This is a genomic window from Bacteroides sp. BFG-606, from assembly GCF_024788145.1.
Taxonomy (GTDB): Bacteria; Bacteroidota; Bacteroidia; order Bacteroidales; family Bacteroidaceae; genus Bacteroides; species Bacteroides vicugnae.
Genome location: NZ_JANUIL010000001.1, coordinates 5,006,906 through 5,029,349, shown reverse-complemented (window position 1 = coordinate 5,029,349; position 22,444 = coordinate 5,006,906). Strand labels below are relative to the sequence as shown.

At 46.9% G+C, this 22,444-nt stretch carries 18 protein-coding genes; 14 read left to right on the top strand and 4 right to left on the bottom strand.

Annotated elements, in window-relative coordinates; translation table 11 throughout:
* Positions 1–423 precede the first annotated feature (423 nt).
* The 7 genes from tet(Q) to NXV01_RS19265 all read left to right on the top strand — a co-directional run bounded on the left by tet(Q) (position 424) and on the right by NXV01_RS19265 (position 12,231).
* Entirely contained in the window at positions 424–2,349 is a 1,926-nt protein-coding gene (gene tet(Q), locus NXV01_RS19295) for a tetracycline resistance ribosomal protection protein Tet(Q) (protein WP_004291466.1), read from the top strand.
* Positions 2,349–4,667 (top strand): ATP-binding protein, encoded by a 2,319-nt coding sequence (locus NXV01_RS19290; RefSeq protein ID WP_004291467.1) that lies wholly within the window; start codon positions 2,349–2,351, stop codon positions 4,665–4,667. Before tet(Q) ends, NXV01_RS19290 begins: the two co-directional genes overlap by 1 nt.
* Positions 4,660–5,982, top strand: coding sequence for a sigma-54 dependent transcriptional regulator (locus NXV01_RS19285; RefSeq protein ID WP_004291471.1), 1,323 nt, complete (start codon positions 4,660–4,662; stop codon positions 5,980–5,982). The genes NXV01_RS19290 and NXV01_RS19285 overlap by 8 nt, the downstream gene beginning before the upstream one ends.
* Positions 5,983–6,261: 279 nt before the next feature.
* Positions 6,262–6,684 carry a dihydrofolate reductase family protein gene (locus NXV01_RS19280; RefSeq protein ID WP_004291474.1) on the top strand — a complete coding sequence of 141 codons (423 nt, stop codon included), beginning with the start codon at positions 6,262–6,264 and terminating at the stop codon, positions 6,682–6,684.
* Positions 6,685–6,922: 238 nt separating this feature from the next.
* Entirely contained in the window at positions 6,923–7,528 is a 606-nt protein-coding gene (locus NXV01_RS19275) for an RteC domain-containing protein (protein WP_004304269.1), read from the top strand.
* Between the two features lie 301 nt (positions 7,529–7,829).
* Positions 7,830–8,960 carry an ATP-binding protein gene (locus tag NXV01_RS19270; protein WP_004291480.1) on the top strand — a complete coding sequence of 377 codons (1,131 nt, stop codon included), beginning with the start codon at positions 7,830–7,832 and terminating at the stop codon, positions 8,958–8,960.
* Positions 8,961–8,976: 16 nt separating this feature from the next.
* The gene (locus tag NXV01_RS19265; RefSeq protein WP_004291481.1) at positions 8,977–12,231 is read left to right on the top strand and encodes a P-loop NTPase fold protein; all 3,255 of its coding nucleotides are present in this window, start codon (positions 8,977–8,979) and stop codon (positions 12,229–12,231) included.
* A gap of 131 nt (positions 12,232–12,362) precedes the next feature.
* Here the strand turns inward: NXV01_RS19265 and mobC are convergent, their stop codons facing one another.
* The 4 genes from mobC to NXV01_RS19240 all read right to left on the bottom strand — a co-directional run bounded on the left by mobC (position 12,363) and on the right by NXV01_RS19240 (position 16,612).
* On the bottom strand, positions 12,363–14,381 hold the full coding sequence (mobC, locus tag NXV01_RS19260; protein ID WP_004291482.1) for a conjugal transfer protein MobC: 2,019 nt from the start codon (positions 14,379–14,381) through the stop codon (positions 12,363–12,365).
* Between the two features lie 30 nt (positions 14,382–14,411).
* On the bottom strand, positions 14,412–15,659 hold the full coding sequence (locus NXV01_RS19255) for a relaxase/mobilization nuclease domain-containing protein (protein WP_259023071.1): 1,248 nt from the start codon (positions 15,657–15,659) through the stop codon (positions 14,412–14,414).
* Complete coding sequence (mobA, locus tag NXV01_RS19250; protein ID WP_004291488.1) at positions 15,638–16,066, bottom strand: conjugal transfer protein MobA; 429 nt, start codon at positions 16,064–16,066, stop codon at positions 15,638–15,640. The genes NXV01_RS19255 and mobA overlap by 22 nt, the downstream gene beginning before the upstream one ends.
* 381 nt (positions 16,067–16,447) lie before the next feature.
* Positions 16,448–16,612: a hypothetical protein gene (locus NXV01_RS19240; RefSeq protein WP_196029218.1), complete on the bottom strand. Its 165-nt coding sequence runs from the start codon at positions 16,610–16,612 to the stop codon at positions 16,448–16,450.
* On the opposite strand from NXV01_RS19240, the gene NXV01_RS19235 reads away from it, so the two are divergent.
* From NXV01_RS19235 to NXV01_RS19205, 7 genes are all read left to right on the top strand, one after another.
* A complete protein-coding gene (locus tag NXV01_RS19235) occupies positions 16,611–17,537 on the top strand; it encodes a ParA family protein (protein ID WP_005783105.1) in 927 nt (308 codons plus the stop codon). The genes NXV01_RS19240 and NXV01_RS19235 overlap by 2 nt on opposite strands.
* Before the next feature lie 2 nt (positions 17,538–17,539).
* Positions 17,540–17,980: a DUF3408 domain-containing protein gene (locus NXV01_RS19230; protein WP_004291503.1), complete on the top strand. Its 441-nt coding sequence runs from the start codon at positions 17,540–17,542 to the stop codon at positions 17,978–17,980.
* Positions 17,981–17,982: 2 nt separating this feature from the next.
* Entirely contained in the window at positions 17,983–18,336 is a 354-nt protein-coding gene (locus NXV01_RS19225) for a DUF3408 domain-containing protein (protein ID WP_004291505.1), read from the top strand.
* Positions 18,337–18,352: 16 nt separating this feature from the next.
* A complete protein-coding gene (locus tag NXV01_RS19220; RefSeq protein ID WP_004304280.1) occupies positions 18,353–19,081 on the top strand; it encodes a hypothetical protein in 729 nt (242 codons plus the stop codon).
* 201 nt (positions 19,082–19,282) lie between these two features.
* Positions 19,283–19,600, top strand: a complete 318-nt coding sequence (locus NXV01_RS19215) for a DUF4134 domain-containing protein (RefSeq protein WP_002560983.1) — start codon at positions 19,283–19,285, stop codon at positions 19,598–19,600.
* A gap of 10 nt (positions 19,601–19,610) precedes the next feature.
* Positions 19,611–19,943 carry a DUF4133 domain-containing protein gene (locus NXV01_RS19210; RefSeq protein WP_004291514.1) on the top strand — a complete coding sequence of 111 codons (333 nt, stop codon included), beginning with the start codon at positions 19,611–19,613 and terminating at the stop codon, positions 19,941–19,943.
* Positions 19,940–22,444 carry a TraG family conjugative transposon ATPase gene (locus NXV01_RS19205; RefSeq protein WP_004291515.1) on the top strand — a complete coding sequence of 835 codons (2,505 nt, stop codon included), beginning with the start codon at positions 19,940–19,942 and terminating at the stop codon, positions 22,442–22,444. Before NXV01_RS19210 ends, NXV01_RS19205 begins: the two co-directional genes overlap by 4 nt.

The window sequence follows — 22,444 nt, the reverse complement described above, 5'->3', positions numbered from 1 at the left end:
CCCTCAAAGAGGCTGAATTTGATAAGTAACTTGCTACATACTCATAATAAGGAGCTAAATAGAACACGAATGGGAAATACACAAATGCTAAACTAAAGAAGATATTGGCCAAAATAAACGCTATACCGAGAGAGAAACTTGATTTTTCAACTTCCTAAAACGGTGTTGTTCAAACATTTCTACTTATTTGTACTTGCCAGTTGAACCTACGCTTCCCTAATAAAATGTCTATGGTAAAAAGTTAAAAAATCCTCCCACTTTTGTTAGTATATTTTTTTGTGTAATTTTGTAATCGTTATGCGGCAGTAATAATATACATATTAATACGAGTTAGTAATCCTGTAGTTCTCATATGCTACGAGGAGGTATTAAAAGGTGCGTTTCGACAATGCATCTACTGTAGTATATTATTGCTTAATCCAAATGAATATTATAAATTTAGGAATTCTTGCTCACATTGATGCAGGAAAAACTTCCGTAACCGAGAATCTGCTGTTTGCCAGTGGAGCAACGGAAAAGTGCGGCCGTGTGGATAATGGTGACACCATAACGGACTCTATGGATATAGAGAAACGTAGAGGAATTACTGTCCGGGCTTCTACGACATCTATTATCTGGAATGGAGTGAAATGCAATATCATTGACACTCCGGGACACATGGATTTTATTGCGGAAGTGGAGCGGACATTCAAAATGCTTGATGGAGCAGTCCTCATCTTATCCGCAAAGGAAGGCATACAAGCGCAGACAAAGTTGCTGTTCAGTACTTTACAAAAGCTGCAAATCCCGACAATTATATTTATCAATAAGATTGACCGTGCCGGTGTGAATTTGGAGCGTTTGTATATGGATATAAAAACAAATCTGTCGCAAGATGTCCTGTTTATGCAAACTGTTGTCGATGGATCGGTTTATCCGGTTTGCTCCCAAACATATATAAAGGAAGAATACAAAGAATTTGTATGCAACCATGACGACGATATATTAGAACGATATTTGGCGGATAGCGAAATTTCACCGGCTGATTATTGGAATACGATAATCGCTCTTGTGGCAAAAGCCAAAGTCTATCCGGTGCTACATGGATCAGCAATGTTCAATATCGGTATCAATGAGTTGTTGGACGCCATTTCTTCTTTTATACTTCCTCCGGCATCAGTCTCAAACAGACTTTCAGCTTATCTCTATAAGATAGAGCATGACCCCAAAGGGCATAAAAGAAGTTTTCTTAAAATAATTGACGGAAGTCTGAGACTTCGAGACGTTGTAAGAATCAACGATTCGGAAAAATTCATCAAGATTAAAAATCTAAAGACTATTTATCAGGGCAGAGAGATAAATGTTGATGAAGTGGGTGCCAATGATATCGCGATTGTAGAAGATATAGAAGATTTTCGAATCGGAGATTATTTAGGTGCTAAACCTTGTTTGATTCAAGGATTATCTCATCAGCATCCCGCTCTCAAATCCTCCGTCCGGCCAAATAAGCCCGAAGAGAGAAGCAAGGTGATATCCGCTCTGAATACATTGTGGATTGAAGACCCGTCTTTGTCCTTTTCCATAAACTCATATAGTGATGAATTGGAAATCTCGTTATATGGTTTGACCCAAAAGGAAATCATACAGACATTGCTGGAAGAACGATTTTCCGTAAAGGTCCATTTTGATGAGATCAAGACTATCTACAAAGAACGACCTATAAAAAAGGTCAATAAGATTATTCAGATCGAAGTACCACCCAACCCTTACTGGGCCACAATAGGGCTGACTCTTGAACCCTTACCGTTAGGGGCAGGGTTGCAAATCGAAAGTGACATCTCCTATGGTTATCTGAACCATTCTTTTCAAAATGCCGTTTTTGAAGGGATTCGTATGTCTTGCCAATCTGGTTTACATGGATGGGAAGTGACAGATCTGAAAGTAACTTTTACTCAAGCCGAGTATTATAGCCCGGTAAGTACACCTGCTGATTTCAGACAGCTGACCCCTTATGTCTTCAGGCTGGCTTTGCAACAGTCAGGTGTGGACATTCTCGAACCGATGCTCTGTTTTGAGTTGCAGATACCCCAAGTAGCGAGTTCCAAAGCTATTACAGATTTGCAAAAACTGATGTCTGAGATTGAAGACATCAGTTGTAATAATGAGTGGTGTCATATTAAAGGGAAAGTTCCATTAAATACAAGTAAAGACTATGCCTCAGAAGTAAGTTCGTACACTAAGGGCTTAGGCATTTTTATGGTTAAGCCATGTGGGTATCAAATAACAAAAGACGGTTATTCTGATAATATCCGCATGAACGAAAAAGATAAACTTTTATTCATGTTCCAAAAATCAATGTCATTAAAATAATGGAGCGGTCAGGAAATTTCTATAAGGCAATACGGTTGGGATATATACTTATCTCCATTCTTATCGGATGTATGGCATATAATAGCCTCTATGAATGGCAGGAGATAGAAGCATTAGAACTTGGCAATAAAAAAATAGACGAGCTCCGAAAAGAAATAAACAATATCAATATTCAAATGATAAAATTTTCTCTATTGGGTGAAACAATACTGGAATGGAACGATAAAGATATCGAGCATTACCATGCACGGCGTATGGCAATGGACAGTATGCTCTGCCGTTTCAAGGCCACCTATCCAGCAGAGCGCATCGATAGTGTGCGCAGTCTTTTAGAGGATAAGGAACGACAGATGTTCCAGATAGTCCGGTTAATGGATGAACAACAATCTATTAACAAGAAGATAGCCAATCAAATTCCGGTTATTGTACAGAAAAGTGTGCAGGAACAGTCCAAAAAGCCAAAACGAAAAGGTTTCTTAGGCATATTCGGCAAAAAAAAGGAAGTAACTCCAGCAGTATCAACCACTATCCTTCATTCGGTCAATAGAAACGTAATCAGCGAACAGAAAGTGCAGGATCGCCAATTGTCGGAACAAGCCGACAGCCTTGCAGCTCGTAATGCAGAACTTAACAGACAACTGCAAGAATTGATTTGCCAAATAGAAGAAAAGGTACAAACCGAACTGCAAAGCCGGGAAAACGAAATAGTTGCCATGCGTGAAAAGTCATTTATGCAAGTAGGCGGTTTAATGGGATTCGTTCTTCTATTGTTGTTAATTTCCTACATCATCATACATCGTGATGCAAAAAGCATTAAACAATACAAGCACAAGACAACTGATTTGATAAGGCAACTGGAACAATCCGTACAACGGAACGAGGCACTGATAACGTCAAGGAAGAAGGCGGTACATACTATCACCCATGAACTGCGCACACCGCTGACAGCAATAACAGGCTATGCCGGACTGATACGGAAAGAACAGTGTGAGGATAAGTCCGGGCAGTATATCCAAAACATACTGCAATCCTCCGACCGTATGCGGGATATGCTTAACACTTTGCTTGACTTCTTCCGCCTGGACAACGGCAAGGAACAGCCCCGTCTGTCACCCTGCCGGATTTCAGCAATCACGCACACACTTGAAACGGAGTTCATGCCTGTTGCCGTGAACAAAGGGCTGTCCTTGTCCGTGAAGACTGGACACGATGCCATTGTATTGACCGACAAAGAGCGAATAATACAAATCGGGAATAACCTGCTGTCAAACGCTGTCAAGTTCACAGAAGAAGGCGGTGTTTCTTTGATTACTGAATATGATAATGGAGTTCTGACACTGGTCGTTGAAGATACAGGTACAGGCATGACAGAAGAGGAACAGAAACAAGCGTTCGGTGCGTTTGAACGTCTATCAAATGCCGCCGCAAAGGAGGGTTTCGGGCTTGGGCTTGCCATAATGCGTAATATTGTGTCGATGCTTGGCGGAACAATCCGTTTAGACAGCAAGAAAGGGAAAGGCAGTCGTTTCACAGTTGAAATTTCTATGCAGGAAGCTGAAGAACAGCTTGGATATACAAGCAATACACCTGTTTATCATAACAATAAATTCCATGATGTTGTCGCCATTGACAATGATGAGGTATTACTTCTGATGCTGAAAGAGATGTATTCCCAAGAAGGAATACACTGCGACACTTGCACCGATGCTGCGGCACTGATGGAAATGATACGCCAGAAAGAATACAGCCTGTTGCTGACAGACTTGAATATGCCCGATATAAACGGTTTCGAATTGCTGGAACTGTTGCGTTCGTCCAACGTGGGCAATTCACCAACAATCCCGGTGGTTGTGGCAACCGCTTCGGGCAGTTGTAACAAAGGGGAACTATTGGCAAAAGGCTTTGCCGGATGCCTGTTCAAACCGTTCTCCATATCGGAACTGATGGAGGTTTCCGACAGGTGTGCCATAAAAGCGACACCGGACGGGAAACCGGACTTTTCCGCCTTATTGTCCTATGGCAATGAAGCCGTCATGCTGGAAAAGTTGATAACTGAAACAGAAAAGGAAATGCAGGCGGTACGGGATGCAGCAAAAGAAAAAGACCTGCAAAAGCTGGATTCCCTGATCCACCACCTGCGCAGTTCGTGGGAGGTGCTCCGTGCCGACCAACCGCTGAATGTACTTTACGGATTGCTTCGTGGCGATGCTCTCCCGGATGGTGAAGCGTTAAGCCATGCCGTGACTGCCGTGCTGGATAAGGGAGTGGAAATAATACGGTTGGCAGAAGAGGAAAGGAGAAAATACGAAGATGAATAAGACAAAAATAATTGTGGTGGAAGACAACATCGTGTATTGCGAATATGTCTGCAATATGCTGTCACGGGAGGGCTACCGCAATATGAAGGCTTACCACCTCTCAACCGCGAAGAAACATCTGCAACAGGCAACAGATAATGATATCGTGGTTGCCGACCTGCGTCTGCCTGACGGCAGTGGCATAGACCTTTTGTGCTGGATGCGAAAGGAGGGAAAGATGCAGCCCTTCATCATTATGACCGACTACGCCGAAGTTAATACCGCCGTGGAAAGCATGAAACTCGGCTCGATAGACTATATTCCCAAACAGCTTGTGGAGGATAAACTTGTCCCCCTGATCCGTTCCATACTGAAAGAACGTCAGGCAGGACAACGCCGTATGCCTATATTCGCCCGTGAAGGTTCCGCCTTTCAGAAAATCATGCACCGCATAAGGCTGGTAGCCGCCACCGATATGAGCGTGATGATATTTGGTGAGAACGGCACGGGCAAGGAGCATATTGCCCACCTGTTGCATGACAAGAGCAAACGTGCAGGCAAGCCATTTGTGGCGGTGGACTGCGGTTCACTCTCCAAAGAGCTTGCACCGTCGGCTTTCTTCGGACACGTCAAAGGTGCATTTACAGGTGCGGACAATGCCAAGAAAGGATATTTCCATGAGGCGGAAGGCGGCACGTTGTTTCTGGACGAGGTAGGAAACCTCGCGTTGGAAACCCAACAGATGTTGCTCCGTGCCATACAGGAGAGGCGGTATCGCCCGGTCGGAGACAAGGCAGACCGGAATTTCAATGTCCGCATCATCGCTGCTACCAATGAAGATTTGGAGGTATCGGTGAATGAAAAGCGTTTTCGGCAGGATCTTCTGTACCGCCTGCACGACTTCGGGATAACCGTTCCTCCGTTGCGTGACTGTCAAGAAGACATTATGCCGCTGGCAGAGTTCTTCCGTGATATGGCAAACAGAGAGCTGGAGTGTAGCGTGAGCGGGTTCAGTTCCGAAGCACGTAAAGCGTTGCTGACACACGCATGGCCGGGCAACGTGCGGGAACTTCGGCAGAAAGTTATGGGTGCTGTATTGCAGGCGCAGGAAGGTGTTGTCATGAAAGAGCATCTGGAACTTGCCGTGACGAAACCGACCTCTACTGTCAGCTTCGCCTTGCGCAATGACGCGGAGGATAAGGAGCGGATATTGCGTGCGTTGAAACAGGCAAACGGCAACCGGAGTGTCGCCGCAGAACTGCTCGGCATAGGCAGGACAACACTATACAGCAAACTTGAAGAGTATGGACTTAAATATAAATTCAAGCAATCATAGCCCGTAATTCACTGAATTTGGCTATCTTTGCATAACATTTGAGAAAAACGGCGATTGGCAGGAGCTTTTCGCCGCCAACATATAGGATAAGACCGCAAGGCGTTTCAAGCGAAAATCTGGTAAATTGGAACTACGGAGACGATTGCGTGATGCTTATGCTATGCTTACGCATAGCGTGCATTCACGTACTCTCCGTAAAGGCTTTACCAGAGCCATCGCTTGAAGGTAGTGTGAATTGCACGCTACTTTTTTACCCTTGCCTAACGAAAGGAAACGATTATGGGTAAAGTTCAGATTCTCGCCGTACTGACGATGGACGGATGTCTTTCTTCAGAGTTATATGATAAAGCACATCAGGATTTGTGCCTTGACCGTTGCGGTCTTGATGAAATCAGGAAGAAAGCCTTTTACCGTGTGACACCGGACTATTCCATTTCAATGCTGCACGAATGGAGAAAAGACTGCACAAACATCCGTTACCTCGCGGAAGCCACACCGGACACGGCAGACTATATAAACGGACTGCTGCGGATGCACGCTGTGGATGAAATCATACTATACACCGTTCCTTTCATATCCGGAAGCGGACGACATTTTTTTAAGTCGGCTCTGCCAGAGCAACACTGGACGCTTTCCTCTTTGAAAAGCTATCCCAACGGTGTATGTCGCATTATCTATATCCTTGATAAAAAAGCAAGATAGCCAAAATGTGCGGCAAGCATACATTTCTATTTTCAGGAATAGAATAAATGTTCCGATTACAAACAATTTAAGTCGGAGATAATTTGTCCTTGTGAAAAAATACTGAATTTTATACCTCTGAAATCCAGCACTTTGTAAAATTGAGTGTTGGATTTTTTATTTTCTGCCGCGTTTTTTGCCAATTATATTCATGTGCGCACGCAGAAAACAAAGTGTAATTTTCAAAATTGACAGAACCATGAATTATTTCTTGCTGGCGGAAACCGACTTTTTCCGCCTGATAAACGAAGCCGGCGACTGCAATATGGAAACGGCATACACGGCTTTCGCCACCCAAGTGATCGAACTGTGCAACGGCGGCATGGACATGAACCTTACCGTCATCGCGCTTGCCTACATCGAAATCGAGTTGCAGCACCATCCCGTACGTAATCTGTCAGAAGAAAAAAGAGAGATTGCCGCCTACGTCAGCAAGGCTCTGTCTTTCGTAAGAAAGATGCAGAAATTCCTTGCCACGCCCCAAGTGCCACCACTAATATCCGCCAACAACGCAACAGAAACCACCGCCAGCCTTCTTCAATGGACGGGCAATGCCATCGACCTCGTGGAACTTATCTACGGCATAGACGTGATGGGCTGCATCAACAACGGCAATATGCCGCTCAAACAGCTCGCCCCACTTCTCTATAAGATATTCGGGGTTGATTCTAAAGACTGCTACCGCTTCTACACTGATATCAAACGCCGGAAGAACGAAAGCCGCACCTATTTCATTGACAGGATGCAGGAAAAACTGAACGAGAGAATGTTGCGTGATGAGGAGTTGGAGCGGATGAGAAAATAAAAAAATATCCATTACATATGAGAAGACAGGAATACTCGTATCCTGTCTTTTTATTTTCATTTAATTATATATTAATTAGCACAATATATGTGAGTTTTTCATTCCTATAAGGACAAATTTCAGAAACGTATGTCTGGTAAATTATTGAGTCATCATAGTATGAACATATATCATTACTAAAAACAATGAAACAACTTCCATAAGATTGTGGTTGTAAAAATCGCCATTTAATAGCCCGTTTTTTTTGTAAAATTCGCCAATTAAAAAAATATGATTATCTTTGCATTATATTTTATAAGGTATGGAAACAGTAAATAGAATACTTCAAGAGAAGATTACAGCACGAATCGCGCCCAATAAAGCAGTACTGATTTTTGGTGCTCGCCGTGTTGGTAAAACGGTAATGATGCGTAAAATTGTGGACAACTATTCAGGTAGGACGATGATGCTCAACGGCGAAGACTACGACACATTAGCACTATTGGAGAATCGCTCAATAGCCAATTATCGGCATTTATTGGATGGTATTGATTTGCTGGCTATTGATGAGGCACAGAACATACCACAAATCGGTAGTATTCTGAAGTTGATAGTTGATGAAATACCGGGAATAAGTGTCTTGGCAAGTGGTTCTTCGTCATTCGATTTGCTGAATAAGACTGGTGAACCGTTGGTCGGCCGCAGTACGCAATTTCTCCTTACACCATTCTCGCAACGGGAAATCGCACAGACGGAAACGGCACTTGAAACCCGCCAGAACCTCGAAGCGCGCTTGATTTACGGTTCCTATCCCGAAGTAGTAATGATGGAGAACTATGAACGTAAAACAGACTACCTACGTGATATTGTCGGTGCATACCTGCTTAAAGATATCTTAGCAATTGACGGCTTAAAAAATTCGAGCAAGATGCGCGATCTACTGCGATTGATAGCTTTTCAGTTGGGCAGCGAAGTTTCTTACGAAGAGTTAGGTAAACAACTCGGCATGAGCAAGACGACCGTTGAAAAATACCTCGACCTATTGGAAAAGGTCTTCGTTATCTATCGTCTGGGGGCTTATTCGCGTAACCTACGCAAGGAGGTTACAAAAGCTGGCAAGTGGTACTTCTACGACAACGGCATTCGCAATGCCATTATCGGGGCTTTCTCACCGCTGGCCATTCGGCAGGATGTCGGTGCGCTGTGGGAGAACTACATCATCGGAGAGCGGCGCAAAGCGAACTTCAATGAGGGACTGCACAGGGAGTTCTATTTCTGGCGCACCTACGACAAACAGGAAATCGACCTGATTGAGGAGAGTGCCGACAGTCTTACCGCCTTGGAGTTCAAGTGGGGAAATAAAATGCCGGCCGCACCGAAAGCCTTCCAAGAAGCCTATCCCTATGCCGAGTTTCATGTGGTAAATCGGGAGAATTATTTGGAGTTCGTATAATCAATAAATTACGTATATGGAAACAAAACTACAATCCAAACAGCAATATCCGCGGTTTATCCAAAATAAACCGTGTGGTATTGACAAATTCGATGGAGGTTCGCAAGAAAGGTTGGCAAAAACTATTGCTCGCCATTTTTGTCAGAATGATTCATTGGATGAGGAATGTACTTTACCTCGAATTATCGGCATCGAAGGTATTTGGGGATCTGGAAAATCCAACGTGGTTAAAATGTTGGAACGTGAATTATCAGACGACTATTACTTTTTTGAGTATGACGCATGGGGACATCAAGAGGACTTGCAACGCCGCTCTATATTGGAATTGCTTACAAGCAAACTTATTGATGATGGTATCCTATCTGGAAATGCAACAATAAAAGTCAAAGGTGGAGGTACGAAAACCGTATCATGGTCTGAAAAGCTGAAATATTTATTAGCCCGTAAAACGGAGACCGTAACCGAAAAATATCCCCTTATCAGTAATGGTATGGTTGCGGCATTTTTGGTTGCAGTTTTAACTCCGATATTTACATTTATTGCGTATGCAGTAAAACCTACACCCACAACATGGTGGTTTTCTTTATTGTCTATTATCATAGCTGCACTGCCAGTTCTTATTGCATTGTGCGTTTGGAAATGGGCATATAGCAAAGATCATAAATATGGATGGAGTTATATGTTAGCTATTTATCAAGATAAAGTCGAAAAGGACGTTTGCTATGAGACTTTGAGCGAAGACGAACCAACGGTTTACGAGTTCAAAACATGGATGCAAGACATTTCTGATTTTATCAAGGAAAAAGGACAACGTAAATTAGTCCTTGTTTTTGACAACATGGATCGTCTCCCCGCTGAAAAAGTAAAAGAATTATGGTCTTCTATCCATACGTTCTTCGCCGATAGCGGTTTTGAAAATGTTTGGGCTGTTATTCCTTTCGATGAAACACATTTAGCTTGTGCATTCGGAGATGAGACCGACGAACAAACGAAACAACTGACCAAGTATTTTATCAATAAAACTTTCCCTATTGTTTATCGTGTTGCTCCTCCTGTTATTACCGACTATCGAAGTATATTCAACAAACTGTTTGTTGAAGCATTTGGAGAAACAGAAAATGAAGCGAAAGAAACTATAAATCGGATATTCAGATTGGTAAATCCTAATGCCAATGTTAGGGAAATTATATCATATATCAATGAGATGGTCGCTCTTAAACAAGAGTGGTGTAACGAAATTTTGATGATAAACATAGCATTGTTCTGTTTGAAGAAGACGGATATTCTGGCAAATCCAGTAGAACAAATATTGTCCGGCGACTATCTGAATGGCATTCAAACAATAATTAACAATGATCTGCAAACACAACGCGAAATTGCAGCTTTGGTATATGGTGTCGATGTTGAAGATGCTCGACAAATTCCATTGAAAAAATATATTGAAGGCTGCATCAACGGAGAAGAAGACCACGACATAAATCAATATGCAGAGACTAATAAACAATTTGACACTGTATTAGAAGAAGTTATACAATGTATGGACAATGCGCTTATCGATAAGATTATACATTGTTTGCATAAATTAACTCGAAAGAGCGATGTTATTCTGCGTGTATGGCAAAGAATAGCACAATTGAAATTAAAAGAATCCATAGAGAAGCAGGTGTTCCCTGTCGAATACCAAGAACTGCTGTTGCATTTAGACACGGAAAGCCAAAACCATGTGATTGCTCAATTATATAAGAAGATAGTTCGGTTCAATGACTTCAATGGCGGCGACTATTTCAAAACGTTAGATGCAATAGACAGGTTTATTGCGCAAAATAAGTTGGCGTGCGATTTTACGTCATTGATTGAAGCAAAAACAGTCAAGCCAAATACATTTATCGATTATATTCAAGCTGCAAATGCAACAGATGCTGCCTATCGGGATAACGCGACAACTAAAGCATATAAATATTATCAAGTAGCAACAAATTCGGAGGCGCTCGATAATTATTTGGCAAACTTACTACCCGATAATTTCGACCATGCAGATATTGTAAAAACGTTAAAAGATAATTCTACCTATACGTTTCCAACGCTTTTGCAAGCGATCACGAATTGCATTGATGAACAGAATGTAAATAAAGATAATATAGGGGCTATATTTACAACCTATCGTTTATTGGCATCTGACGAAGAAAGACCTTTACCTGTAACGTTAGATTCAACCTACATAAATCAGTTGCATTCTGAATTAGAAACTGATGGCCGAAACATTAAAGAGTCTGGATATTACGATTTAGTCGCCATGCAATTGGCACATGGTCATTCCGTTTCCTTAATAGAGGGTGGAGATATAAAATATGTTGCAGAACTCATGGACTATTATGTGGATCATGGAGACTTATTAGTAAATAGTGTGGGATGGAATATACCGCTATTAAATGAAACACTACAATACATGGTAAATCATAAACTTGGCTATAAATTATTGCTCTCAGACATATTGCCCCAATTTGAAGATATTAAGAACAGAATAGGTGTAACGGATGAGGTATTTATCGAGCATTTAGCAGAGTGGAATACCGATTTGGATAAGTATATCACTAAGAACAATATTAAAGATGTAATTCCTGACGCATCTTTTTACGATTTGACCACTAAAATAAGCAATGTCCTGACCGATCATATCAATAAAATAGCGTTCGAAGCGTTGTCTGAAATAAGTGTTGATACATTATACGCCCAAAGAACAGCACATACATCATATTATTGGTTTGTCGCAATAAAACATTTACTGGCTAAAATCAAATCCTTGCCAGATAACTTGACTGAATTTGGCAAAAAGATTCTGATGGATATTGCTTCTGGAACTCAAAGTTTGAATCCTTTCCCTAATTGTTTCAAGAATATAGTTGAAAGATTGGATAAACGAAAAATTAAATCGACAGTTACCGATATAAGAAATGATTTCTGCATCGGTAAAAAGACTATCAATGCAATAAAGTTTCAATTTTTCGAAACATGGCTTAGATCGCATGGTAATTTGAAAAGTCAAGCTGGAGACGTTATTGATAAAATAGTGAAACCTGTAATTTCCGATGGGGCATGCCGTTCATTGATTCTGCAAAACAAAGATTTTTATATGGATTTAATAAATACAGCAGGGGATGATGCTTATGAATTGAAAAAGAGTCTCCGAAACCTCATACAAAAAGATTCAGATCCGCAATTGGTTAAATTTGTCAATTCGATAGATTCAGTACCTGAGGTTGAAACCGCGTAAGTATTTGTCTAACAAGTCCGAATTTTACGATTTTACCCGTCAGAACTGAAGTGCCCCCCAAAAAAATTGTATCCAACTTTTGGGGGTCACTTCAAACTTCGATAGGGATAATTTTCAATTTTGGGGACTTGTTAGACAGTCTCATTATCTGGTAGCAGTTTACACAGCACCGGATCGTTTTTGATACGCTCCAGTTCCTCCTGCACAATCTGCTTCACCTCTTCCTTGATGCGCCGGTAGTTCGCCTGCACCGTTTCCTTCATGCGGTCGTTGCCGTCCTCGTCCGTGAAGTTTGTAATGACGGGAATTTTCTTGTAGGCACTTTCTTCCCGTTTCACCTTTTCGGCATCCACCACAATCTCGCAATGAAAAATCTTCTGCTCGATACGCTCGTTGAAGTTGTCGGATACAGAACCGACAAACATTCCCTGCGTAAGCCCGGAAATCTTACTCGGTGGAATGAGCGCGTCCATCTGCGTGTTGATGGAGGTGGAAACATCCTGCCGGTTGATGGAGATGGACTGCCGTTTCTGCAACACCTTACCGAACCGCTCGGAGAGCGTCTTGGCTGTTTCCCCCACCACCTGACCGGAGAAAATATTGCCGACAGTGTTCATCACCACTTTCGCCTCTTTGTCCCCGTAGTCACGCACTAACTGGCTGAAATCCTGAAAGCCCAGACACACGGCAACCTTGTTGCTTCGGGCGGTAGCTATAAGATTGTCCAACCCTTTGAAGTATATTGTGGGCAACTCGTCGATGATGACCGATGACTTCAGCATCCCCTTCTTGTTGATGAGCTTCACGATACGGGAATTATACAGACCGAGTGCCGCACCGTAGATATTCTGACGGTCGGGATTGTTACCCACGCAGAGGATTTTCGGCTCTTCGGGATTGTTGATGTCCAGCGTAAACTCGCTGTCTGACATCACCCAGTAGAGCTGCGGTGAAATCATCCTCGAAAGCGGGATTTTTGCCGACGCTATCTGACCCATGAGCTGCTCCGCAGCCCCTCCAAGCCACGCATCCATGAACGGCGAAAGGTAGTTCTCCAGCTCCGGATAAGAGGTCAGTATCGGAAATATATCCTCGTAACGGCGGTTCAGAAACTCGATAGCATGGGGAAACGTGCAAAACTTCCCGTTCTGATAGATTTTGAGATACCAGATAATACTGGCAAACAGAATGATAGGTGACTCCACGAAGAAGTCGCCCTGCTTTTGCACCCACGTTTTATTGAGGTTGAGCATTATTGTGTAGGCACTCTCATAGGCATCCGTAATATCTTCCATAAAATCCGGGTGAATGGGATTGCACCGATGAGAGCGTCGCGGGTCGTCGAAGTTGATCACATAGAACTTCGGCTTTACCTTGTAGCCGTCCGGGTGGTTCAGCAAATGGTTGTAGGCAATAGTAGATAGGTCGGGATACTTGAAATCGTAGATGTATTGACTAAAGCCCTTTTCAATCTGTTGCTTGATAAAATTGTTTACCACGGCATAGGACTTGCCGCTGCCCGGCGTACCCAACACGATGGACGCACGGAAGGGATTAACTACATTGATCCAACCGTTGTTCCAGCGTTTCCTGTAATAGAAACGTGTCGGCAGATTGACCGAATACTCGCTTTCGATAAGCCTCGTTTCCTGCATGAAACTCTCGTTCTCGTTGTTGAAAACATCCTCCATCAAATTGTGTTTCAACAGGCGGCTCATCCACAGACCACCCATCAACAGGCAGACATAGCCCGTTCCAATGGTAAGGACATACAGTCCCGTCACCGCTTCAAGCGGCAGCGGCAGGGGCAGCAACCACCAGTTCAGGAAAAACAGCACGAACCCGACGGCAAATGCTGTCCAGATTCTCCCCCAAGTGATTTTCTCACCCTTGACACCCTTCGTACCCAGACAGGACAAGGCAAGCAAAAGGACGGAAAACAGCTTCGTGTAGAGAATGGAATGGAACAGCCCCGCCGTGCGGTCGAAGTTCAGAAGGATTTTGTCCACCACGCCGATGTTCACGCCCCACAGCCGGATGGCTTCGTAGCAGAACCAGTACACGTTCATGACCACTAAAATGATACTCACGGCACGCAGAAAATCCATGATTTTCGCCAATGCCCTCAAATCGTCTTCTTGTTGTGACATACATTGATTTTTTAATTGTTGATACTCTGATTACATACCCAAGCCCTTGCGTTTTTCTTCTTTTTTGCGCTTCATCGCCCGGATGAAAGCCTCTTCCTCGGCATCTACCGCCGGACCTTCGGGAGTGAGCAAGCCCATACCGCCCGATATATCTTCACTGTCGTAGGCGGTCTGCCCGTGTGCCTTGTCCGCAGCATCCACAGGGATGGATAGCGGTATCGGCGGTTGTCCGGCGTATGGCAGGGTGAAGTGTTCCTGCAAGGCATTCGCCGAAAGCTCCTTACCCATGCGCGAACCGTTCAGCACGCATCCCGTGCGGTGGTCGATGAAGGTAGCCCCATAGATGCGCCCTTCCTCTGTGTAGCGCAGTACGGTGTCGATGCCCTTCTCTTTGAGTTGGGATACAAATTTGTCCTTGTCATAAGTGCCTTGCAGCACGGAAAGGACGGTGCGTTTCGTCATGTCTGCCAGTTTCCTATCCTTGATTTCCGATTTGGAACGGACAAACTTCTTCTGTACGGCTTCATAGCCTGCGGACTTCCCGAAAAGCGAGGATTTGAACGGGTTGCCCACCTTGTTACCCTTGTCGTCCGTGACGGAATAGACCAGCCCGTGATACTCCCGTCCGCGCACGTTGCCCCTCGCTTCCTCCACCGTCATATTATATAAGGAAAGGAGCGCACGGTATTCGCCCATCGTCTGGAAACGGTACTGCCCATTCAGAGCCTTCACGGTGTTGCCTACCTGCTTCTTCACATCACCTGCCGATGCGGCCACCTTGCGCAACGGATTATCCAATCTCTGATTTTTACGTTCTGCCGGATGCAATCCGTACTTCTGTTCCAGTTCCCTGCGGATACGGTCGCTGCGGCGGTAGAGAAAATCCCGGTTGAGCCTTTTCCCGTTCTCGTCCACGTTGACCGTCACGATGTGCAGGTGGTGGCGGTCGATGTCCTCGTGCTTGAATACAAGATAAGGCTGGTTTCCGAAACCGAGTTTTTCCAGATACTCGCGGGCGATATTCTGCAACTCAATATCGGTCAGCACATCCTCCGGGTGCGGGTTGAGAGAGATATGCACCACCGGCTTCTCGATCTTCATCTGCGGTGGCAGGAAGGTGAGAAAACCCTCCATCGCCTTGCCTATGTCCACCGTTCCCGAACCGTCATTGTAGATGCGGTTGGTGGTGAGAAGCCGCCCCTGCGCCTCGTTAATCTTCTCCCCGTTGTAGGCAATCGCGCCGTACAACGAACTTCCTACACTGATTTTTGCGACCATTTTGCCTCCATTTCCCTTGAAAGTTCCACAATCCGGCGGCTCAGTTTCACGAGTTCGACGGTGTGTTGCTCTAATTTGTAGAGCAACGCCATCGCCTTTTTCTCTGAAAAATGCAGCCTCAGTTCCTTCACGACTTGGTTGTAATTCGTACCCACGGCACGGAATTGTGCATGAAAATCCGACAGTTTGGTGTAATAGTCCACCAACGTCTTGTCCACCTTCAGCACCTTGAACGGTTGCCCGAAGAAGTGCGCTTTGAGGAAAACAGACCGTGCATAGACACCCGATTTTCCGAACATGGCGAGGAAACGGTTGTGTTCCTCCTCGTTGAAACGGACGGTGTACCGGTACACCGCCGGATCAAGTTTGGGATTTCTCCCTGATTTGCTTTTCCTTTTCTCTTTCATATTACTTTGGATTTAGCGGATTGACGGCATAAGCCGCCGCTTCGGATTACAGCACCGCAGTTCTGAAAGGCTTCCCGACTTCGGAGGGAAAGCCCGCCCCCTGCAAGGGCAAGTGCTTTTCGTGGCTGCTCAAAATATTTTGAGCGGCTGAAAAGACATCTTGCTATGTTCAGGTGAACATAAAAATCCGTCAGGGGACGGATTGGGAAAATACCTTTCAGGACTCCGGGCCGCGCGTCATCGGCGAACCCTGCTGTCCGGGTGCAAAGTTACGCCCTTAAAGCGGTATCGGACAGATGCTTGACCCGGTCAATGACTGCCAACCGGCGCAACGTGCCGCCACTTGCCGGAGAAGTGATACAGGTTCCAAAATATACTTGTTTATTTGCAGCATGATTCAAGAAACGAACGATTTGAAGATATGATAAACGGAACATTCAAATACCCGGAAATCCGCTTCTTCGGATACTTGCCGAAACGGATACCCGAACCGTCGGAAACCCGGTTCTCCGACAATTCGGTGACGTATGGATTCAATGACTTCATGACGCAATGTCGTCAATCACCATTTGTCCGACGCACCGCTTCACCACAGAACCGGATACGCGACGACCCGCCTGCGTGTGTAGTCACGGAAGCGGATGGTGCGACAGCCAAATCCGTATGGAAACAGAAAAACAAATCATCAACAATTAAAATAAATGGAACTATGAGTAAGGAAATCTTCGTTGCATTCGCAACACAGAAAGGTGGCATCGGCAAATCCACTGTCACGGCACTTGCCGCCAGCTACCTGCACAACGTGAAAGGCTACAATGTCGCCGTCGTGGACTGCGACGACCCGCAGCACAGCATCCACGGGCTGCGCGAACACGAAATGGGGCTTATCGACAGCAGCACCTACTTCAAGGCTCTCGCTTGCGACCATTTCCGCCGGATCAAAAAGAACGCCTACACCATCGTCAAAAGCAATGCGGTGAACGCCCTCGACGATGCCGAGAGGATGATTGCCACTGAGGACGTGAAACCCGACGTGGTGTTCTTCGACATGCCCGGCACACTCCGAAGCAACGGCGTGATAAAGACGCTCTCGCAGATGGACTACATTTTCACTCCGCTGAGTGCCGACCGCTTTGTCGTGGAGAGTACCCTGAAATTCGTCACGATGTTCCGCGACAGGCTGATGACTACCGGACAGGCGAAAACAAAGGGGCTGCATCTGTTCTGGACGATGGTGGACGGCAGGGAGAGGAACGACTTGTACGGCATCTACGAGGAAGTGATAGCCGAAATGGGCTTTCCGGTACTTTCCACCCGCTTGCCCGACAGCAAGAAGTTCCGCCGTGACCTTTCGGAAGAGCGCAAGAGCGTTTTCCGCTCCACCATCTTCCCGATGGACACGGCACTGCTGAAAGGGAGTGGCATCCGGGAGTTTTCCGAAGAGATAAGCGACATCATCAGACCGCAGTGAGCATGGGCAGCAGGAAAGTGAACACGGAAGGCATCGACGAGGAACTGCTGTTAGCCTCCATCGGGCGGCGCACACAGGACGGGACACTGCGCCCCGCACAGGAAGTACCCGCAGCTGCACCGACCGAAGAGGACACCGCCGCACCGGAACCATCTCCTGTGCAACCCGTAACACGGGAAAAAGCGCAGAGGGAAAGTGGACGCCGGAAAAGGCAGGACGAGGACTACAACGAGCTATTCCTGCGCCGCAACGAGATAAAGACCCGCCAATGTGTCTATATCAGCCGTGACGTCCACGGCAAGATCCTCAGAATCGTGAACGACATCGCCGGAGGGGAAATCTCAGTAGGCGGATATGTGGATACCGTGCTGCGCCAGCATCTGGAACAGCACAAGGAGAGAATCAACGAACTGTACAAGAAACAACGTGAAGATCTGATTTGAAAATGGAAAAAGAAATGACACCGAATGAAAAAAGACCACAGCAAGACTGCGGAGGTATGTTTACCCAAGTGCAGGCGAGTGTGGAAATACTGTCGCCTGTCCCGGTAAGCGGCAAATGCAGTGAGAAGGACTATGAACGCCTGTTCATCCGCGACCCGGAAGTAAAGGCACGTGAGGGGAAGATGGCGTATGTGCGCCCGGAGTACCACGAGCGTATCATGCGTATCACCCGTGTAATCGGGCATGACCGGCTTACGCTGTCCGCTTACATCGACCATGTGCTGACGCACCACTTCAACCAGTGCGAAGATGCGATAAAGAGCCTTTATGCCCGAAATTACAATTCAGTATTCTAACCAAAAACGGAAGGATATGAATTACACAATCAGCATGACAGACATTCTGCTGGCGGTATCGGTCGGCTGCAACCTCTGGTTCCTGTTCCTGCTCCTTTACGAGCGCATCATGGACACGCGGATTGTCCGCTTCTTCAAGGGCATTGTCGGATTATGGCGGTCACTGGACGGGAATGAGGCTAAACGCATAGCGGCACACGAGGAAGTCCCTGCGGAAAAGGCGGACATCATCGGCAAGAGCCGTTTCAGGATGGCATCCACCCGGACAACCGCTGCCATACCGACGCAAGAAGCCGCCACTATTGAAAAAGGCATTGAGCTGTCGGAGGAAGAGGCTACTTTTGACGACGGAAAAACGGGAAACGCATCCCGCCCGGCACAAGTCCCGGAGGAAAAACTCGATGAGACCTTCACGAGCATACCGCCGGAGGAACTGGGATACGGGGACGACGAACCGGAAGAGGACGCCTCGGACACGCCACGGGCTTCGGGCAGCAGCTTTGACGAGATTGACGACGCCTGCAAGACCGCCAAAAACCCGGACGCGACACAGGCGGAACGTGAAAAGGCGGCTAAGGTGTTCACCGACATGGAGGGCACGGAGTTGTACGAGAAAATGATGGAAGGCTCTTCGGAGATAGGCATCCGCATCAAGGGGCTTATCGAGATTCGGCTGAAGAAATCTGAAAAGGAGTTCGTCGTGCCGGACAACATCGAGGAGTTCGACATTCGCAACTATGTATGACAACAATAAAAGAAATGAACATGAAAGAATGACATCAACCCACGCGGCGAGGAAACGCAAGGCGCATCCCCATCCGCAACGGACACGCCCACGTCCGTGGAAACAAACGGGCATCCACTAAAACCAAAGTAAAGAAACAAAGTATCAACCGCCCGACAAAGGACCATCCACCCTTTTGACGGCAAAAAACAAGAACAGTTTATGAACAAGAACATCTTGAAAAACAGAAAAGCAATCCTCTCCGCGGCACTTGTCATCGCCGCAACCGCCTCCGCTTTCGCGCAGGGAAACGGCATCGCGGGCATCAACGAAGCCACCTCTATGGTGAGTTCTTATTTCGACCCCGGAACTAAACTGATATACGCCATCGGTGCAGTCGTCGGGCTTATCGGGGGCGTAAAAGTGTACGGCAAGTTTTCATCGGGCGACCCCGACACCAGCAAGACAGCCGCCTCGTGGTTCGGCGCGTGCATCTTCCTGATTGTTGCCGCCACCATCCTGCGCTCATTCTTCCTTTAATAAATAATGTATGGCTGAATACCCAATCAACAAGGGTATCGGCCGTCCGGTAGAGTTCAAGGGCTTGAAGGCACAGTACCTCTTCATCTTCTGCGGAGGTCTGCTGGCTCTCTTCGTCCTGTTCGTCATCCTCTACATGGTCGGTATCGACCAGTGGATATGTATCGGCTTCGGCGCGGCATCGTCCTCCCTCCTTGTATGGCAGACCTTCGCGCTGAACGCCCGGTACGGTGAACACGGGCTGATGAAATTAGGAGCGGCACGGAGCCATCCCCGATACCTTATCAACCGGCGGCGGATAACCCGTCTGTTCAAACGACAACGAAAGGAAGAAAGACAATGAGGAATACATCGAAAATGACAACACTGGAAAACAGGTTCCCACTTTTAGCGGTGGAGCATGGCTGCATCATCTCAAAGGACGCCGACATCACGGTGGCTTTCGAGGTGGAACTACCGGAACTTTACACCGTGACGGGTGCGGAGTACGAGGCGATACACAGTTGCTGGTGCAAGGCTATCAAGGTGCTGCCGGACTACTCCGTCGTCCACAAACAGGACTGGTTCATCAAGGAACGCTACAAACCGGAGCTTCAGAAGGACGACATGAGCTTTTTAAGCCGCTCTTTCGAGCGTCACTTCAACGAGCGTCCGTACCTGAAACACACCTGCTACCTCTACCTGACCAAGACAACAAAGGAGCGTAACCGGATGCAGAGCAATTTCAGCACGCTGTGCCGGGGACATATCATCCCGAAGGAGCTGGACAGGGAAACCACGACCAAGTTCTTGGAAGCCTGCGAACAGTTCGAGCGCATCATGAACGACAGCGGGCTTGTCAGGCTGCGCCGCCTCTCCACCGATGAGATTGTGGGTACTGAGGGAAAGACGGGACTTATTGAACGCTACTTCTCGCTCATGCCGGAAGGTGACACCACCTTGCAGGACATCGAGCTTTCGGCAAGGGAGATGCGCATCGGCGACAACCGCCTGTGTCTGCACACCCTCTCCGACGCGGAAGACCTGCCGGGCAAGGTGGCTACCGACACCCGTTACGAGAAGCTCTCCACCGACCGGAGTGACTGCCGACTGTCATTCGCCTCCCCGGTGGGGCTTCTGCTCTCCTGCAACCATATCTACAACCAGTATGTGCTGATAGACAACAGTGAGGAAACCTTGCAGAAGTTCGAGAAGTCCGCCCGTAACATGCAGTCGCTATCTCGCTATTCAAGGAGCAACAGCATCAACCGCGAGTGGATAGACCAATACCTGAACGAAGCCCATTCCTACGGACTGACCTCGGTACGGGCACACTTCAACGTCATGGCGTGGAGCGACGATGCGGAGGAACTGAAGCATATCAAGAACGACGTGGGCAGCCAGTTGGCAAGCATGGAATGCGTGCCGCGCCACAACACCATCGACTGCCCGACACTCTACTGGGCGGCGATACCCGGCAATGCGGCGGACTTCCCGGCGGAAGAGAGTTTCCACACCTTCATCGAACAGGCGGTGTGCCTGTTCACAGAGGAAACCAACTACCGCAGCTCGCTCTCGCCCTTCGGCATCAAGATGGTGGACAGGCTCACGGGAAAACCGCTGCACCTTGACATCTCCGACCTGCCCATGAAGCGAGGTATCACGACCAACCGCAACAAGTTCGTGCTGGGTCCTTCGGGCAGCGGCAAGTCTTTCTTCATGAACCACCTCGTGCGCCAATATTATGAGCAAGGCGCACATGTGGTATTGGTGGACACGGGAAACTCCTATCAGGGCTTGTGCGGCATGATCCGACGCAAGACAGGCGGAGCGGACGGTGTGTATTTCACCTACACGGAAGATAAGCCCATCAGCTTCAACCCGTTCTACACCGACGATTACATCTTCGACGTGGAGAAGAAGGACAGCATCAAGACCCTGTTGCTGACGCTCTGGAAGTCGGAGGACGACAAGGTGACAAAGACGGAGAGCGGCGAGCTGGGCAGTGCCGTGAGTGCCTATATTGAGCGCATCCAATCCGACCGTAGCATCGTGCCGTCGTTCAACACCTTCTACGAGTATATGCGTGACGACTACCGCAAGGAACTGGCACAGCGTGACATCAAGGTGGAGAAGTCCGACTTCAACATCGACAACATGCTCACCACCATGCGGCAGTATTACCGGGGCGGGCGTTACGATTTCCTGCTCAACTCCACGGAGAACATCGACCTGCTCGGCAAGCGGTTCATCGTCTTCGAGATAGATTCGATTAAAGAAAACCGCGAACTGTTCCCCGTCGTGACCATCATCATCATGGAAGCCTTCATCAACAAGATGCGGCGGCTGAAAGGCGTGCGGAAACAGCTTATCGTGGAAGAGGCTTGGAAGGCCCTCTCATCGGCGAACATGGCTGAATATCTGCGCTATATGTATAAGACGGTCAGAAAATATTACGGCGAGGCAATCGTGGTGACGCAGGAGGTGGACGACATTATCAGTTCTCCGGTGGTCAAAGAGAGCATTATCAACAACTCGGATTGTAAAATCCTGCTTGACCAAAGGAAATATATGAACAAGTTCGACCAGATACAGGCGTTGCTCGGACTGACGGAAAAGGAGAAGTCGCAGATACTCTCCATCAACATGGCGAACAACCCTTCACGGCTCTACAAGGAGGTGTGGATAGGCTTGGGCGGCACGCAGTCGGCGGTCTATGCCACGGAGGTCAGCGCGGAAGAGTATCTGGCGTACACCACCGAGGAAACGGAAAAAGTGGAGGTTTACCGTCTGGCGGAGAAGCTGGGCGACGACATCGAAGCCGCCATCCGGCAGCTTGCCGAAAGGCGGAGAAACAAGGAATAA

Coding starts and splice junctions, on each gene's coding strand:
- NXV01_RS19265 (WP_004291481.1), top strand. CDS start 8,977: ATGGAAACAAAACTACAATCCAAACAGCAATATCCGCGGTTTATCCAA.
- mobC (WP_004291482.1), bottom strand. CDS start 14,381: ATGTCACAACAAGAAGACGATTTGAGGGCATTGGCGAAAATCATGGAT.
- NXV01_RS19215 (WP_002560983.1), top strand. CDS start 19,283: ATGAACAAGAACATCTTGAAAAACAGAAAAGCAATCCTCTCCGCGGCA.
- mobA (WP_004291488.1), bottom strand. CDS start 16,066: ATGAAAGAGAAAAGGAAAAGCAAATCAGGGAGAAATCCCAAACTTGAT.
- NXV01_RS19290 (WP_004291467.1), top strand. CDS start 2,349: ATGGAGCGGTCAGGAAATTTCTATAAGGCAATACGGTTGGGATATATA.
- NXV01_RS19255 (WP_259023071.1), bottom strand. CDS start 15,659: ATGGTCGCAAAAATCAGTGTAGGAAGTTCGTTGTACGGCGCGATTGCC.
- NXV01_RS19275 (WP_004304269.1), top strand. CDS start 6,923: ATGAATTATTTCTTGCTGGCGGAAACCGACTTTTTCCGCCTGATAAAC.
- NXV01_RS19230 (WP_004291503.1), top strand. CDS start 17,540: ATGGGCAGCAGGAAAGTGAACACGGAAGGCATCGACGAGGAACTGCTG.
- NXV01_RS19205 (WP_004291515.1), top strand. CDS start 19,940: ATGAGGAATACATCGAAAATGACAACACTGGAAAACAGGTTCCCACTT.
- NXV01_RS19270 (WP_004291480.1), top strand. CDS start 7,830: ATGGAAACAGTAAATAGAATACTTCAAGAGAAGATTACAGCACGAATC.
- NXV01_RS19240 (WP_196029218.1), bottom strand. CDS start 16,612: ATGAAGTCATTGAATCCATACGTCACCGAATTGTCGGAGAACCGGGTT.
- NXV01_RS19285 (WP_004291471.1), top strand. CDS start 4,660: ATGAATAAGACAAAAATAATTGTGGTGGAAGACAACATCGTGTATTGC.
- NXV01_RS19220 (WP_004304280.1), top strand. CDS start 18,353: ATGAATTACACAATCAGCATGACAGACATTCTGCTGGCGGTATCGGTC.
- NXV01_RS19210 (WP_004291514.1), top strand. CDS start 19,611: ATGGCTGAATACCCAATCAACAAGGGTATCGGCCGTCCGGTAGAGTTC.
- NXV01_RS19280 (WP_004291474.1), top strand. CDS start 6,262: ATGGGTAAAGTTCAGATTCTCGCCGTACTGACGATGGACGGATGTCTT.
- NXV01_RS19235 (WP_005783105.1), top strand. CDS start 16,611: ATGACGCAATGTCGTCAATCACCATTTGTCCGACGCACCGCTTCACCA.
- NXV01_RS19225 (WP_004291505.1), top strand. CDS start 17,983: ATGGAAAAAGAAATGACACCGAATGAAAAAAGACCACAGCAAGACTGC.